The organism is Rhodococcus sp. JVH1 (assembly GCF_000280725.2).
Taxonomy (GTDB): Bacteria; Actinomycetota; Actinomycetes; order Mycobacteriales; family Mycobacteriaceae; genus Rhodococcus_F; species Rhodococcus_F jostii_A.
Map to the genome: position 1 here is coordinate 2,701,344 of NZ_CP166289.1, position 14,314 is coordinate 2,715,657.

Genomic DNA, 14,314 nt, shown 5'->3' on the forward strand with positions numbered 1-14,314 from the left:
CTGCTTCAGAGACCGGTGGCTGCGACGATGCGGCCCCCGGCGACGGCCTCGAGCAGCGCCGCATGATCTCGGGTGTTCTGGTCGGCGTACGTTTCGGCGAATTCCTCCATCGCGTGGTCGAATTCGGTGTCGTCCCCCAGGTAGGCGGCGATCGCGATCCGGTCGCCTGCCCGCGCGTGCGCGTAGGCGAGGGCCCGGGCGCACAATCGCCCGTACAGCATCATCACGGTGGGGGTCTGGGATTCGACCACCGCCGAACCCTTCCCGTCCCGCAGTTGGCGTACGTAGAAGTCCCGCTCGACGCCGTCGGGACCGGCACCCCGTTCCCAGCCCAGGAAGATGTCGCTCGCGGCCTGCATCAGCCGCTGTCCGCTGACTACCCGCTCGCCCTCGGTCGCGAACGACGGCCCGTCGACGTAACGCGACAGCACCGACGGACCCGCCTCCTTGACCTGGAGGAACAGCGGATCGTCGTCGTCCGCTCCGAGCATCAGGATGATCCAGGTGCGGGTGCCCACACTGCCGACCCCCACGACCTTGCGGGCGATCTGCACCATCCGGAACTGGTCGTAGAGGACGCGGTGGTCCCACCGCAGAGACTGCGCGTACACGCCCAGACGGTGTCGCAGGTCTCGGTACACCGAGTCGAGGTCGTCGCCCGCGTACAGCTCCTCGGCCGGGACCAACAGTGGCGGGTTGCTGATGATCCGCCTCTCACCGTCCACGACGGCGGTCAGTTTGGAAAGCGCTTGGACGCTGTCCCGGCGCCGCGCCTTCTCCAGAGCTGTGCGGGCGCGCTTCTTCTGCGACTTGTCCAGCTCGTCTCGAAGCTCCACGAGTTCCGCTGTGGGCTCGATGTGGGAGTACCAGACGGCCAGATTTCCCAGTTGTGCCTGTCTGGCGATGGTTTCGCGGTATTCGGCGGCGCAGGCGCGGGCGATCTTCCTGCTCTTCCTGCCGCTGAATCCGTTCTCCCGCGCCGCGATCGCGAGGCTCGAGACCAGGCGTTTGACATCCCATTCGAAGGGTCCGGGATGTGTCTCGTCGAAGTCGTTGACGTCGAATGCCAGCAGGCGTTCCGGGGTGGCGAAGATTCCGAAGTTACTCAGGTGCGCGTCGCCGCAGAGCTGCGTGCGCAGGCCCGTGGTGGGCGAGTGGGACAGGTCGTCGGCCATGATCGCGGCACCGCCGCGGTAGAAGGCGAAGGCCGTCGCCGCCATGCGCCCGTACCGGATCGGAACGAGTTCCGCGACTCTCTCCGTCGCCTGCTTCTCGAGGAGGCCCACCGGGTCGCGCCGATCGGCCACACCGTGCTCCGCCAGCGCGGACGGTGGAGTGTCTCGACGGGCGGCCGTCCCTCGTTGTGCGCGCTCGGCCCGGCTCGGATGGGCCACCCGTTCGTCGTGTTCCGCGGAGTTCGTCATCGGGCCGCCGTAGATTCCTCGGACATGGCTGTCTGCCTTCCTCGAGCGACGCGATATGGCTTGTCGGTTGCCCATTCTCCTCCGCGCGGACGGCGTTGGCGGCAAATACCAGCAGGTTCATCGACAAAGGGGGGTGGGCTCGCCGGTTCCGTTCTGCTTGAATTGTTGTATGTGCCGATGGATGGCGTACTCGGGCGAGCCGATCCTCGCGGAGGACCTGTTGTTCCGACCGGTGCATTCGCTGATCGACCAGAGTCTGCACTCGCGGCTCGGGGCGACCACCACGAACGGGGACGGGTTCGGAGTCGGCTGGTACGGCGAAGGCAGTGAGCCGGCGGTGTACAAGAGCATCGAACCGGCCTGGAACGACGGCAATCTGCGGGAGATCGCCGGTCAGGTGCGAACACCGATGCTGCTCGCGCACGTGCGGGCCTCGACCGGGACGCCGGTGCAGCGCAGCAATTGTCATCCCTTCCGGCACGGCCGGTGGTTGTGGGTGCACAACGGCGCCCTGCGCGGTTTTCACGAGATCAGACGCGACCTGGTGATGGCCGTCGACCCGACGCTGTTCTCCGACATCGAGGGGTCGACGGACTCCGAGGCCCTGTTCTTCCTCGCACTGACGTTCGGCCTCGCCGACGACCCCTTCGGTGCCGTCGCCCGGGCGGTCGGCTTCGTCGAAGACGTCGGCCGCACGTACGGGGTCGAGCATCCGGTGCAGATGACCGTCGCGACCACCGACGGTGAATCGCTGTGGGTCTTTCGTTATTCGAGTGAGCGGCAGTCGAGGTCGCTGTTCTTCTCCACCGAGGTCGCGAAGGTGCGCGCACTGCACCCGGAGGTCGAGGTGCTGCGCGAATTGAGCGGGGAGACCCGCTTCGTGGTCTCCGAGCCTCTCCGCGACCTCGAAGGCGCGTGGAACGAAGTGCCGGAATCCTCGGCCGCCGTGGTCCGTCCGGGCGACGACGAAATCCGGCCCTTCGAACCGATCTCACCGGCCTGACTTCGCCCAGCTCACTTGGCGGTGCTCTTGCGGGGCCGCCCACGACGCGCGGTGGTCTTGGCCGGAGGCGCAGTCTTGACCGGCGGAGTCTCCGATTCCGATTCCGGTTCCGGTTCCGGTTCCGCGTCGGCGGTGGATTCTTCGGACGGATCGTCGCGCCAACTGATTTCGATCTCGATCTCGGTCTCGTCGCCGTCGACCTCGATCTCGAGCTCCCACTGGACACGGTCGCCGACGACGACCGAAATCGAGTCGCCACCGGAGCCCAGTTCCACCTCGGAGCCGCTCGCGAGGGCCTGCCCGAGCGCGATGAGCCGGTCGGACACCTCTTTCCGGGAGAGTTCGGACTTCCTCTTGATCTCCAGCTTGGGCACGGCGACTCCTCACCTCGGTGCAGTGTCTCATCACCGTAACCGTCGCGAGACCGGTGCCCGGATCGAACGGATAACAATCCGACTCTGTAGCTTCGCCGTCCCCGCGCATGGGACACTCGGGTGCAGCGGAATGGACGGACGGTGGGCCTCCTATGACCGAAGAACCGACCAACGGTGATTCCGAGCGGGCAACGGGCCCTCGGCGGACACTCGCGATCCTGCTGGCAATGGCGATGTTCGTGCTCGTCGTCGACACGTCGCTGATGAACGTGTCGATCTCGTCGGTGGTTCGCGACCTCGACACCACCGTCAGCGGCGTCCAGGCCGCGATCGCACTCGAGGCGCTGGTTTCTGCCGCGTTCATCCTGATCGGCGGCAAGGTCGGCGATCTCATCGGACGCAAACGGGCGTACGTGCTGGGCCTGCTCGGCTACGCAGTCGGTGCGTCCGCGATGGCGCTCGCACAGAGCCTGACCGCGATCATCATCTTCTGGGCGATACTCGGTGGAATCGGCGCGTCACTCCTGTTGCCCGCCATGCAGTCCCTCATCCACGGCAACTTCGAAGGCGCCGCGCAGAAGAAGGTCTACGCCCTCGTCGGGGCGGCGGCCGCGATCGCCGCCGCCGTCGGACCGCTGCTCGGCGGTTTCATCACCACCTACCTCTCGTGGCGCGTCGGGTTCGTGCTCGAGGTCGTCATCATCGCGGTCGTGCTGTCCGGCATCACACTGGTCCAGGATGTGCCGTACACCGGGCCCCGGGTGATCGATCTGGTGGGCGCGGTCCTCTCCGTTCTGGGGATGGGCGGCATCGTGCTGGGAATCCTGGTGTGGCAGGAGGGTGGCGAATCCGTTGCGGCGCTCCTGGTGATCGGTGCGGTCGCACTGGCCGCGCTGGCCTACTGGCTCGTGCGGCGCAAACGTGGCGGGAAGCCGGCCTTGCTGGACCCGGATCTGTTCCGCTCCAAAATCTTCCGACTGGGCATCTCGGGGCAGATGCTCCAGCAGATCGCCCTGGGCGGCACGATGATCGCGCTGCCGATCTACCTGCAGATGGTGCTCGAGTACAACGCGATGCAGGCGGGATTGTCCCTCGCACCCCTCTCCCTCAGCATGTTCGCGGTGGCGTTGCTCGCGGGCAAGAAGGCCGGCGACCGGCGCCCGAGCAGCATCATCCGGTGGGGATTCGTGCTTCTGACGATCGGGATCGCGGCGCTGATCCCGATCGTGCCACGCGCCGAGTTCGGCTGGGGCCTGGTGATCCCGTTGGTGATCGCCGGATCCGGGTTGGGATTGCTGGTATCCCAGCTCAACAACTACACACTCGCCCCGATCGAGGAGGAACGGATCAGCGAGGCCGCCAGCGTCAATTCCGCAGCGGGATCGTTCGGGCTCTCGTTCGGGCTGGCGTTCGCCGGCGCCATCATGCTGGCAACACTGTCCCTCACCTTCACGGCGATGACGGAATCGAGCACCGTGCTCCCGCCGGCAGAGCAGCAACAGGTCGCGCAGGTGCTCGAGGACGACGCCGAAGTCATGAGCAACACCCAGCTCGAACAACTACTCGTCGACCAACCCCCGGCGATTCAGGACGAGATCGTCCGCATCAACACCGGCGCACGACCCCTCGCCCTTCAGGTCGCCCTGCTCATCCCCATCCTCGCCGGCCTCATCGGGGTGTTCAACTCGTTCCGCATGAGGCGGATCCCGGACACGACACCACAGAACTCGGGCGAAGGGACAGACCTGGGCTGAATCCCCAACACCTCGACACCGCACGGGTCGTGGGCACCACCGTCGTTCAGGAGTTTTGCGGGCCCTCCGCTGCCGGCGCTTCCCAGGCAGCCGGTGTGCGTCCTGCGTACTGTCGTGCCTCGTCCATGAGCGCCCGCGCGGGTGGCGTGAGGTGGGTTCGCCGGCAGACGGCGGCGACGTGCAGGTAGGACTCGGGGACGATGCGGTGCACGGTGGCGCCGGCCTGCCGGGCCGACGGCGCCCACGACGACGGCATGACGGCCTGCCCGAATCCGCTGAGCACCATCGGCAGGATCGACGTCCGGTGGGCGACCTCGGCGACGATGGTGGCGGCGACGCCACTGGCGAGGACCTCGTCGACGAGTGTTCGCATCAACGACCCCCGCTGCGAGACGATCAGGCGGAAGCCCGACAGTTCCGATCTCCGGATCTCCGGGCGGGCCGGTGTTTCGGCGCCCGGACCGGAGAGGAGGATCAGCGGCTGGCTTTCGAGCGCCACGACGTCGAGTTCGGGGGCACGCACCGCGGCGGGTGAACCCAGGATGCCGATCTCACAGACGCCGGTGCGCACGGCGTGCAGCACCTCTTCGGGAGTGAACGCCGCCTCGGCATTGACGGTGACCGAGGGATAGGTGCGGCTGAAGCTGGTGAGGATCGTGGTGAGTGGTTCGATCCCGGGTGACGGCATCGTGATCAGGTCCACGCGACCGGCGCGCAACCCTTTCAGCGCATCGACGGAGGCCTTCGCGTCCTCGAGATCGCGCAGCACCACGCGGGCGGGACCGACGAGCGTTTCGCCGGCGTCACTGAGCACCAGCCGGCGTCCGACGCGGTGAAAGAGCGGTACCCCGAGTTCCCGTTCGAGCGCGGATATCGACTGGGACAGCGAGGGCTGCGCGATCAGCAGTGTTTCCGCTGCGCGGTTGATGCCTCCCTGATCGACCACGGCCAGGAAGTACCTCAACTGACGCGCGTCCATCCGAACCCCTCATCTCCGTCGATCCGCGCCGAACCCTGGAGTGCGTCCGCTGCGTGGACACTCACTCTACCTGCGAAGATGCGTTTCGATTAGGTCAAACCTATAAGCCGGATCGACTCTTGGTCATGGACGCTGCGTGATTGTGACGGGTTAATGAATGCATCACACACTGTGACGAGCACAACACGATGGAGGCAACGACATGGCACCGCAGACGTTCAAGATTGCATCGATCCCCGCCGACGGCGTCGGCAAGGAGGTCGTCGCTGCCGGGCGGCGCGTGCTCGACGTCCTCGCAGAACAGTCCGGTGGGCGTTTCGCCTTCGAGTGGGAAGAATTTCCCTGGGGATGCGGGTACTACGAGCAGACCGGGAAGATGATGGCCGACGACGGCCTCGACACGCTGAAGGCTTTCGACGCCATCTACTTCGGTGCGGTCGGATGGGAGAACGTCCCCGACCACATCAGCCTCTGGGGGCTGCGGCTCAACATCACCCAGAACTTCGACCAGTGGGCCAACGTACGGCCCGTGAAGTTCCTCCCCGGCGTGCAGTCGCCGCTGCGCAAGGCCGACGACACCGAACTCGACTGGGTCGTCGTCCGGGAGAACAGCGAGGGCGAGTACGCCGGCCTCGGCGGACGTAACCTCAGTGGCCGCGGTCCGGGCAACGAGGTCGCCCTGCAGACCGCGCTGTTCACCGAGAAGGGCTGCGAGCGCATCATGCGGTTCGCGTTCGACCTTGCCCGCACCCGCACGGTGAAGAAGGTTTCCAGCGTCACCAAGTCCAACGCCCAGCAGTACGGCATGGTCCTGTGGGACGAGGTCTTCAACCGCGTCGCCCTCGACTACCCGGACGTCGCGACCGAAAGCGTCCTCGTCGACGCGATGAGCGCGAAGTTCATCCTGCACCCGGAGGATCTGTCGGTGGTGGTGGCGTCGAATCTCAACGCCGACATCCTCTCCGACCTCGGCTCCGCGCTGGCGGGAAGCCTCGGTGTCGCGGCGAGCGCGAACCTCAACCCGGAACGACGCTTCCCGAGCATGTTCGAACCCGTCCACGGTTCCGCACCCGACATCGCGGGCCAGGGCATCAGCAACCCGATCGGCGCGATCGCCAGTGCCGCCCTGATGCTCGACCACTTCGGGCTACACGACGAGGCACGCCGCGTCGAAGCCGCCATCGAGGCCGCCACCGCGAGCGGAGCACTGACCCGCGACATCGGCGGCTCGTCGGACACCGACGCCGTCACCGAGGCGATCGTGCACGCTCTGCAGACCGCGCTGACCCCGGCCTGACCGCCTTCCATCTGCACAGCCGACCCGACTCGGCAGGATCTGCCGAGTCGGGCCCTCACCCCTCGAACGGTCGGTAACTCTCGGCCACCCCGCCTTCACACCCGAACACTCTCACCTGAGGTGAACGTCATGGAAATACCCAGCAGCGCAGCGACTTACCAACCGGCGACTGTGAAGAAACCGTGGTACAGGCAACTGTACTTCTGGGTTCTCATCGCGATCGTGCTCGGCATCCTGGTCGGGTGGCTCTGGCCGGACACCGGCGAGGCGATGGAGCCGATCGGCACCACCTTCATCACCGCGATGAAGATGCTGATCTGCCCGATCGTGTTCCTGACGATCGTCGGCGGCATCGCGAGTGTCGCGGACCTGAAGAAGGTCGGGCTGACCGGAATCAAGGCGCTGACCTACTTCCAGGTCGGAACGATCCTCGCGCTGCTCACCGGCCTCGTCGCGATCAACCTCTTCCGCCTCGGGGACGGGGTGAACGCCGACGCCGCCTCGCTGGAAACGACCGACTCCGCCAACAAGCTGATTCAGACCGGTGAAGAGAAACAGTGGTGGGAGTTCATCACCCACCTGGTTCCGGACAGTGTGTTCGGCCCGTTCGTCGAGGGCGACATCCTGCAGGTCATCTTCCTCGCCGTCATCTTCGGTGTCGCCATCAACGCGGTAGGCCAGATCGCCGCACCGATCCGGGACGCCGTCGAACGTCTCACCGCGGTGGTATTCAAGGTTCTGAGCTTCATCATGAAGCTCGCACCCCTCGGTGCGTTCGGTGCCATGGCCTTCGCCATCGGCAAGTACGGTGTCTCCACCCTCACCAGCCTCGGTAGCCTGATCCTGCTGTTCTACGTCACGTCCGCGTTCTTCGTCTTCGTGGTCCTCGGATCGGTCATGGCGTACCTGCGGCTCAACATCTTCCGGATGCTCGGCTTCTTCAAGGAAGAACTCCTGCTCATTCTCGGAACCTCCACCGCCGAGCCCGCGCTGCCCGGCTTGATGCGCAAACTGGAGTACGCCGGCGTCAAGAAGCCCACGGTGGGACTCGTCGTGCCCACCGGCTACAGTTTCAACCTCGACGGGGCAGCCATCTACCTCTCTCTCGCGGCGCTGTACATCGCGCAGGCCACCAACACCGACCTGTCGATTCCGCAGCAGCTCGGCCTCCTCGGCGTCATGTTGTTGACCTCCAAGGGCGCCGCAGGTGTCGCCGGAGGCGGATTCATCGCGCTGACAGCAACATTGAGTACCCTCGGCACCATCCCCGCAGCCGGCATCATGCTCATCTTCGGTATCGACAAGTTCATGTCCGAATGCCGCGCCCTGGTGAACTTCATCGGCAACGCCGTCGCCACCCTGTTCGTCGCCAAATGGAACCACGAACTCGACGTCGACCGCGCCCGCCGCGTCTTCTCCGGCGAGGTACTTCCCCCGCCCGACGGTGACGTCGAGAACGACTTCGACATGGAGATCCTGGAACAGGAGCCACGGGACAAGCACCACCACATGATCAAGGAACCGGACGCGGTACACATCGACCACGAACGGATCGACCCCGCGGCGACGACGCCCGCGCACTCCACACAGCGATGACCGCATCCGCACTGCACACGAGAAAGGAAGGCCGATGAGGGTTCTGGTTGCCCCGGACAAGTTCAAGGGCTCGCTCTCCGCAGCCGATGTCGCCGAACACCTCTCGGCCGGACTCGCCTCGGCGGGAATCGAGAGCAGACAGCTTCCCCTCGCCGACGGCGGCGACGGCAGCGTCGACGCGGCGGTGGCAGTCGGGTTCACTCCGCACCCGGTCACCGTCGCCGGCGCCACGGGAACACCCCAGCGCGGACGTATCGCAGTCAACGGCACCACAGCGGTGGTCGAGGTCGCCAATACCTGCGGACTGGCCACCCTCCCGGGCGGCCGCCGCGCTCCACTCGACGCCTCCAGCCTCGGGATGGGGCAAGCGATCTCGCAGGTGTTGCGGTTTCGACCCCGCCGGCTGGTCCTCGCCCTGGGCGGAAGCGCCGGCACCGACGGCGGGACGGGCATGCTCGCCGCGCTGGGATTCACGTTCGCCGACGCCGACGGCCGGCAACTGCGGGCCTGCGGCCGGACCCTGCACCAGGTCCACACGGTCGATTCCTCCCGAACGGTGAACATGACCGACGTCGAGATCGTGATCGCCGGCGACGTCACCAACCCGCTGACCGGACCGCACGGCGCCGCCGCCGTGTACGGCCCGCAGAAGGGCGCCGACCCCGCGACCGTGCGCTATCTCGACGCCGGCCTCGACAACCTCGTCGAGGCGTTCACCCGCAGCGGCCACCCGCAGGCGCGTGCGATCGCGAACTCCCCCGGCGCCGGTAGCGCGGGCGGCATCGGATTCGCCGCCATGATGCTCGGAGCACGCATGGTCTCGGGTGCCGAGTACTTCCTCGACCTGCTCGATTTCGACGGCTGCCTCCCAGGGATGGACTTGGTGATCACCGGCGAGGGCAGCATCGACGAGCAGACCGAACACGGCAAACTCCTCACCGTCCTCGCCCGCCGCGCCCACCCGGTCCCGGTGATCGCCGTCGCGGGCCGCAACACGCTCTCCCGGAACCGTTGGGCACCTCATGGTTTCGAATACATCCATGCTCTCGGTGACTACACCGACCGGAACACGGCCAGCGACCCGGAGCTGACCGGCGAACTCCTCACCCACATCGGGCGCGACATCGGCCGCAGCTCACTTCTCCACAACGAAGGACCACGATGACTCTCACCGACATCGAATCGCCGCTCACCGATGTGGTCGACACGTCTGCCCTGTTGTCCCGCAGGGCGAAGATCGTCTGCACGCTCGGGCCTGCCACCGCCACCGACGAGCGCACCCGCACACTCGTCGAAACCGGGATGGACATCGCCCGACTGAATTTCAGCCACGGCGACCACACCGACCACGAGGCCAACTACCGGCGCGTCCGCGCCGCAGCCGACAACACCGGCCGAGCCGTGGGAATCCTCGCGGACTTGCAGGGACCGAAGATCCGCCTCGGCCGCTTCGCCGACGGCGCGGCGGTGTGGGCGGCCGGCGAACAGGTCCGGATCACCGTCGAGGAATGCCAGGGCACCCACGACCGGGTCTCGACCACCTACACCCACCTCGCCCAGGACGCCCGGCCCGGGGACCGCCTCCTCGTCGACGACGGCAAGATCGCACTGACCGTCATCGACGTCGACCGCAACGACGTGGTGTGCCGGGTCACCGAGGGCGGCCCGATCAGCAACAACAAGGGCGTCTCCCTGCCCGGAATGAACGTCTCCGTCCCCGCCCTGTCCGGCAAGGACATCGACGACCTCGAATTCGCCCTGCGGCTCGGCGTCGACCTGATCGCCCTGTCCTTCGTCCGCGCCCCCACCGACATCGACCGCGTCCACGACGTGATGGACCGGATCGGCCGGCGGGTCCCGGTGATCGCGAAAATCGAAAAACCCGAAGCCGTCGACGACATCGAGGCGATCGTGCGCGCCTTCGACGCCGTCATGGTCGCGCGCGGCGACCTCGGCGTCGAGGTCCCCCTCGAACACGTACCGCTGGTACAGAAACGCATCGTGCAGATCGCCCGGGAGAACGCCCGGCCGGTGATCGTCGCGACGCAGATGCTCGAATCGATGATCGACAACTCCCGCCCCACCCGGGCCGAGGCATCGGACGTGGCCAACGCCGTCCTCGACGGCGCCGACGCGGTAATGCTGTCCGGGGAAACCTCCGTCGGCGCCTACCCGATCGAGACGGTCGCGACGATGGCGCGGATCCTCTCCGCCGTCGAACACCAGTCCACCACCGTCCCGGACCTCACACACATCCCGCGCACCCACGGCGGCGTCCTCTCCTTCGCCGCCCGCGACATCGGCGAACGCCTGAACGCCACAGCGCTGGTGGCATTCACCCAGTCCGGCGACACAGCACGACGCCTCGCCCGGCTCCACACCCCACTGCCACTGCTCGCATTCACCCCGGTACCCCAGGTGCGCAACGAACTCGCCCTCACCTGGGGCACCGAAACCTTCCTCGTCGACCCGGTCGCATCGACCGACGAGATGATCCGCCAGGTCGACACCGCCCTCCTCCGGCTGGGCCGCTACCGGCGCGGCGACCTCGTCGTCATCGTCGCCGGCTCACCCCCACACACCGTCGGATCCACCAACCTCATCCACGTCCACCGAATCGGCGAAGACGACTTCACGAAGTAGACGCTGCCGCCCTCTCGAGAAGGTGCGGACGCGTGGCTCCGACGGGGTCGAGCTGCTCGTAGGCTCGTGCCACGTCGAGCAGGAACAGGTCGTTGCCCGGGGCGGCGACGATCTGCACGCCGACGGGCAGACCGTCGGCGCTGAATCCGGCGGGAACGGAGATCGCGGGGCAACCCAGCACCGTCACGGTCAGCGCGGACGTCATCCAGTCGAGGTAGTCGTCGCAGCGACGGCCGTCGACCGCTGCCGGGTACTCGAGCTCTGCGTCGAACGGAAGTACCTGCGACACGGGCATCACCAGGATGTCGTGGTGGGCGAAGAACTCGACGGCGCGCTGCTGGATCTCCGCCTGCGCCACCATGGCTTTCGCGACATCGTCGGCGGAGAGCCGGTCTGCCTGCCGGATGTTGTCGAGCAGCGACGGCTTCAGCAGGTCGGGGGTGGCGTCGGCGCGGTCACCGAGGTCGATCTTGAACCGCCACGCCCGCAGTGTGCGGAACACCCACTCGGCGTCGGGAATCGACGGCGCGTCTTCGGCCACCACGGCACCCGCGGCGGCGAAGATCGACGACTGCCGGTCGTGGATCTCGCGGACCGGCGCGTCCACGGGGAAGATGCCGTTCAGATTCACGGACACCGCGACGCGCAGACCCTGCAGGCCGGCGACACCGAGACGCGGCGCGAGGGCGTCGGCGCTGAGCGAACTGCGGATCCGCGCGTCGGGTCCGGAGATCACCGACAGCAGCAGTTCCAGGTCGTCGACGTTCCGGGCCATCGGTCCCTGTGTCACGAGTGCGTCCCAGGGCGCACTGTTCGGCCAGCACGGGACGCGGCCCGGAGTGGGGCGCAATCCGACGACGTTGCAGAAGGACGCCGGGTTGCGCAGCGAACCGCCCATGTCGCTGCCGTCGGCGAGCGGGACGAGTCCCGCACCGAGCGCCGACGCGGCGCCGCCGCTCGAGCCACCCGCGCTCTGGGTGGGGTCGTACGGGTTGGTGGTGGTCCCGAAGACGGGGTTGAACGTGTGCGAGCCGGCGGCGAATTCGGGGACGTTGGTCTTGCCGATCGTGACGGCCCCGGCCGCGATGACGCGTTCGGCGATCAGCTCACTGGTCTCGGGCACGTTGTCGACGAGGAGCGGCGAGCCCGCCACCGTGGGGAAACCGGCGACGTCGTGAGTGTCCTTGAAGGCGAACGGCAGTCCGTGCAGCGGCCCCACCGGGGTCCCGGCGGCCGTCTGTGCGTCGGCCGCGGCGGCGGTGGCGTGCGCCCGGTCCAGGTCGAGGCTGACGATCGCGTTGACCGTCGGATTCACCTGCGCGATCCGGTCCGTGTGCAGGTCGAGCAGCTCGCGGGCCGAGATGTCTTTGCTACGGAGTGCGGCCAGCATCTCTCGCGCGGTCGAGTAGTGATCGATGGTCATTACGTGGTCTCCAGGATCGGGGTGGCGGCCGGAAGGTCTTCCGACGACGCGGGGGCCGGGGTGCGGGGACGGGTGGCGCGGACGACGGCCTCCACGACGGCGATCACCGCGAGGTTGAGGACCAGGCCGCAGATGCCGGCGTCGATGTTGGCGAGGTTCAGTTCGAAGACGGTCATCACGATGACGGTGAGCATTCCGACGACGAGACCCGCGAACACGGATTGCTTGGCGAGCAAAGGCTTCTCGGGCAGGGCCAGCGCCAGGCCGGGGGCGAGTTGGCTGAGACCGCCGAACGTGAGCAGCAACAGGTTGGCCAGCAGATCGGGGCGCGTCAGGCCGAGCACGAGAGCCATGGTGGCAGCGGCGATCACGACCAGGTGGTTGAACCGGAGCTTCGTGCGCTCGCTTTCGATCTTCACCAGGTTGTGCGACGCCAGCGTCGAGATGCCGATGCAGATGGCGCCGGCAGGCAGCATCGCGGCGGAGGCTGCGGCGATCGCGATCAGTCCGAGCGCCCAGTTCGGCAGGGCTCCCCCGGCCAGCGTGAGCAGGACGGCGTTGCTGCTGGTGTTGGGATTCAGCGCGAGGATCCCGACGAAACCCAGCATGATCGGAAGAATCATGACCACCTGGTACATCGGCAGAAAAGTGTTGTTGGAACGGATCACTCGACCGTTCTTCGCGGCCAGCAGCGGCGGCCAGAGGTGCGGGGTGGTGAGGAACCCGCAGCCGATCGCGGAGATCAGCAGGCTCGTGGTCCACCAGACCTTGTCGTAGTCGCCGGGATTCACGGTCAGCATCTCGCTGTGGGTCTGGGCGATCTGGCCGAACACGTCGCCGATGCCACCGGCGAAGTGCAGCGGGATCACGATGGACAGCACCACGACGGCGAGCAGGATCAGGACGTCCTTGACGTATGCGGTGCGCGCGAGGCCGTGAATGCCGGCCCACAGCACGAACCCGACGACGAGGACGGTCGCGACGATCATGCTCAGCGTGCCCGAACTCGCGCTGCCCGTGACGAGACGGACGATCAGACCGAGGCCGGTGATCTGCAACTGCAGGTACGGCAGCAGGAAGATGATGCCGCACAGGGCGACGAGCCGGCCGAGGAGCGGGCTGCGGTACCGGTCCGCGAAGAAGTCGGCCTGGGTGATGTAGCCGCGGTCCTTGCTGAGCTTCCAGATCCGCGGTCCGATGAAATACAGGGCCACGTAGCCGAGCGGGATGTACGGGATGGCGTAGGTGGCGCCGATGCCCGCGGTGAACGCGATACCGGCGACACCGAGGAACGTGAACGTGGTGAACGATTCACCGGCTTGCAGGAAGAAACTGGTGACCACACCGAAGTTCCGTGTGCCGACCGTCCACTCGCTCAAGTTCTGAGCGCGTTTCCGGCGTCCACCGACCGCGATCACGGCCAATCCGATCATGCCGGCCAGGGTGATCCACAGAGCTGAGTTCGTCATAGCGTCGCCTCCTCGAGCTGGAGGTCGTCGCTCCGCTCCTCGTGCGGCCGGACGAGGCCGAACTCCACCGCCGCCAGCGCGGGCAGCAGCAGGAGCACCCAGGCCGAGCACCAGACCAGCAGCCGGGGCATTCCCAGCCACAGGTCGGCGGTGTTCACAAACGGCAGCCACACGGCGGTGACGAGTGCGAGCACCGGGGCGACCGGGACGAGCAGCAGCCAGCGGCGCTGCGGCGAATCCTCGATCGCCCCGAGAATGGCGTCTCGTTGCATGCTGTTCCTTCTTCCATCCGGGGAGTAGAGGAAGCATGCGTGGTGCGGATCACAGCACTCAACAGCTGGACGAGGTTCGG

The 14,314-nt window shown here is 67.0% G+C and carries 12 protein-coding genes; 6 read left to right on the forward strand and 6 right to left on the reverse strand.

Annotated features, from left to right (window positions below; translation table 11 throughout):
- Window positions 1–5: 5 nt before the first annotated feature.
- Complete coding sequence (locus JVH1_RS12220; RefSeq protein ID WP_009477875.1) at window positions 6–1,424, reverse strand: DUF2252 domain-containing protein; 1,419 nt, start codon at window positions 1,422–1,424, stop codon at window positions 6–8.
- Window positions 1,425–1,605: 181 nt separating this feature from the next.
- Here JVH1_RS12220 and JVH1_RS12225 point away from each other — a divergent pair, with 181 nt between their 5' ends.
- Window positions 1,606–2,427: a class II glutamine amidotransferase gene (locus JVH1_RS12225; RefSeq protein WP_009477874.1), complete on the forward strand. Its 822-nt coding sequence runs from the start codon at window positions 1,606–1,608 to the stop codon at window positions 2,425–2,427.
- 11 nt (window positions 2,428–2,438) lie between these two features.
- On the opposite strand, the gene JVH1_RS12230 is transcribed toward JVH1_RS12225, so the two are convergent.
- A complete protein-coding gene (locus tag JVH1_RS12230) occupies window positions 2,439–2,801 on the reverse strand; it encodes an amphi-Trp domain-containing protein (protein ID WP_009477873.1) in 363 nt (120 codons plus the stop codon).
- 152 nt (window positions 2,802–2,953) lie between these two features.
- Between JVH1_RS12230 and JVH1_RS12235 the strand changes: the two genes are divergently transcribed.
- Window positions 2,954–4,555: an MFS transporter gene (locus JVH1_RS12235; protein WP_009477872.1), complete on the forward strand. Its 1,602-nt coding sequence runs from the start codon at window positions 2,954–2,956 to the stop codon at window positions 4,553–4,555.
- A gap of 46 nt (window positions 4,556–4,601) precedes the next feature.
- Here the strand turns inward: JVH1_RS12235 and JVH1_RS12240 are convergent, their stop codons facing one another.
- Window positions 4,602–5,534 carry a LysR family transcriptional regulator gene (locus JVH1_RS12240; RefSeq protein ID WP_009477871.1) on the reverse strand — a complete coding sequence of 311 codons (933 nt, stop codon included), beginning with the start codon at window positions 5,532–5,534 and terminating at the stop codon, window positions 4,602–4,604.
- 202 nt (window positions 5,535–5,736) lie between these two features.
- Here JVH1_RS12240 and JVH1_RS12245 point away from each other — a divergent pair, with 202 nt between their 5' ends.
- From JVH1_RS12245 to pyk, 4 genes are all read left to right on the forward strand, one after another.
- Window positions 5,737–6,831 carry a tartrate dehydrogenase gene (locus JVH1_RS12245; RefSeq protein WP_009477870.1) on the forward strand — a complete coding sequence of 365 codons (1,095 nt, stop codon included), beginning with the start codon at window positions 5,737–5,739 and terminating at the stop codon, window positions 6,829–6,831.
- A gap of 129 nt (window positions 6,832–6,960) precedes the next feature.
- A complete protein-coding gene (gene dctA, locus JVH1_RS12250) occupies window positions 6,961–8,427 on the forward strand; it encodes a C4-dicarboxylate transporter DctA (protein WP_009477869.1) in 1,467 nt (488 codons plus the stop codon).
- A gap of 34 nt (window positions 8,428–8,461) precedes the next feature.
- Window positions 8,462–9,592 (forward strand): glycerate kinase, encoded by a 1,131-nt coding sequence (locus JVH1_RS12255; RefSeq protein WP_009477868.1) that lies wholly within the window; start codon window positions 8,462–8,464, stop codon window positions 9,590–9,592.
- Window positions 9,589–11,070, forward strand: coding sequence for a pyruvate kinase (gene pyk, locus JVH1_RS12260; protein ID WP_009477867.1), 1,482 nt, complete (start codon window positions 9,589–9,591; stop codon window positions 11,068–11,070). Before JVH1_RS12255 ends, pyk begins: the two co-directional genes overlap by 4 nt.
- Here pyk and JVH1_RS12265 read toward each other — a convergent pair.
- Genes JVH1_RS12265 through JVH1_RS12275 form a run of 3 tightly spaced genes read right to left on the reverse strand, consistent with a single transcriptional unit; the run spans window position 11,060 to window position 14,234 of the window.
- The gene (locus JVH1_RS12265; RefSeq protein WP_009477866.1) at window positions 11,060–12,493 is read right to left on the reverse strand and encodes an amidase; all 1,434 of its coding nucleotides are present in this window, start codon (window positions 12,491–12,493) and stop codon (window positions 11,060–11,062) included. The two genes, pyk and JVH1_RS12265, sit on opposite strands and share 11 nt — an antisense overlap.
- On the reverse strand, window positions 12,493–13,962 hold the full coding sequence (locus JVH1_RS12270; RefSeq protein ID WP_009477865.1) for a sodium:solute symporter: 1,470 nt from the start codon (window positions 13,960–13,962) through the stop codon (window positions 12,493–12,495). The genes JVH1_RS12265 and JVH1_RS12270 overlap by 1 nt, the downstream gene beginning before the upstream one ends.
- Window positions 13,959–14,234, reverse strand: a complete 276-nt coding sequence (locus tag JVH1_RS12275; RefSeq protein WP_005566410.1) for a hypothetical protein — start codon at window positions 14,232–14,234, stop codon at window positions 13,959–13,961. The genes JVH1_RS12270 and JVH1_RS12275 overlap by 4 nt, the downstream gene beginning before the upstream one ends.
- Between the last annotated feature and the right edge of the window lie 80 nt (window positions 14,235–14,314).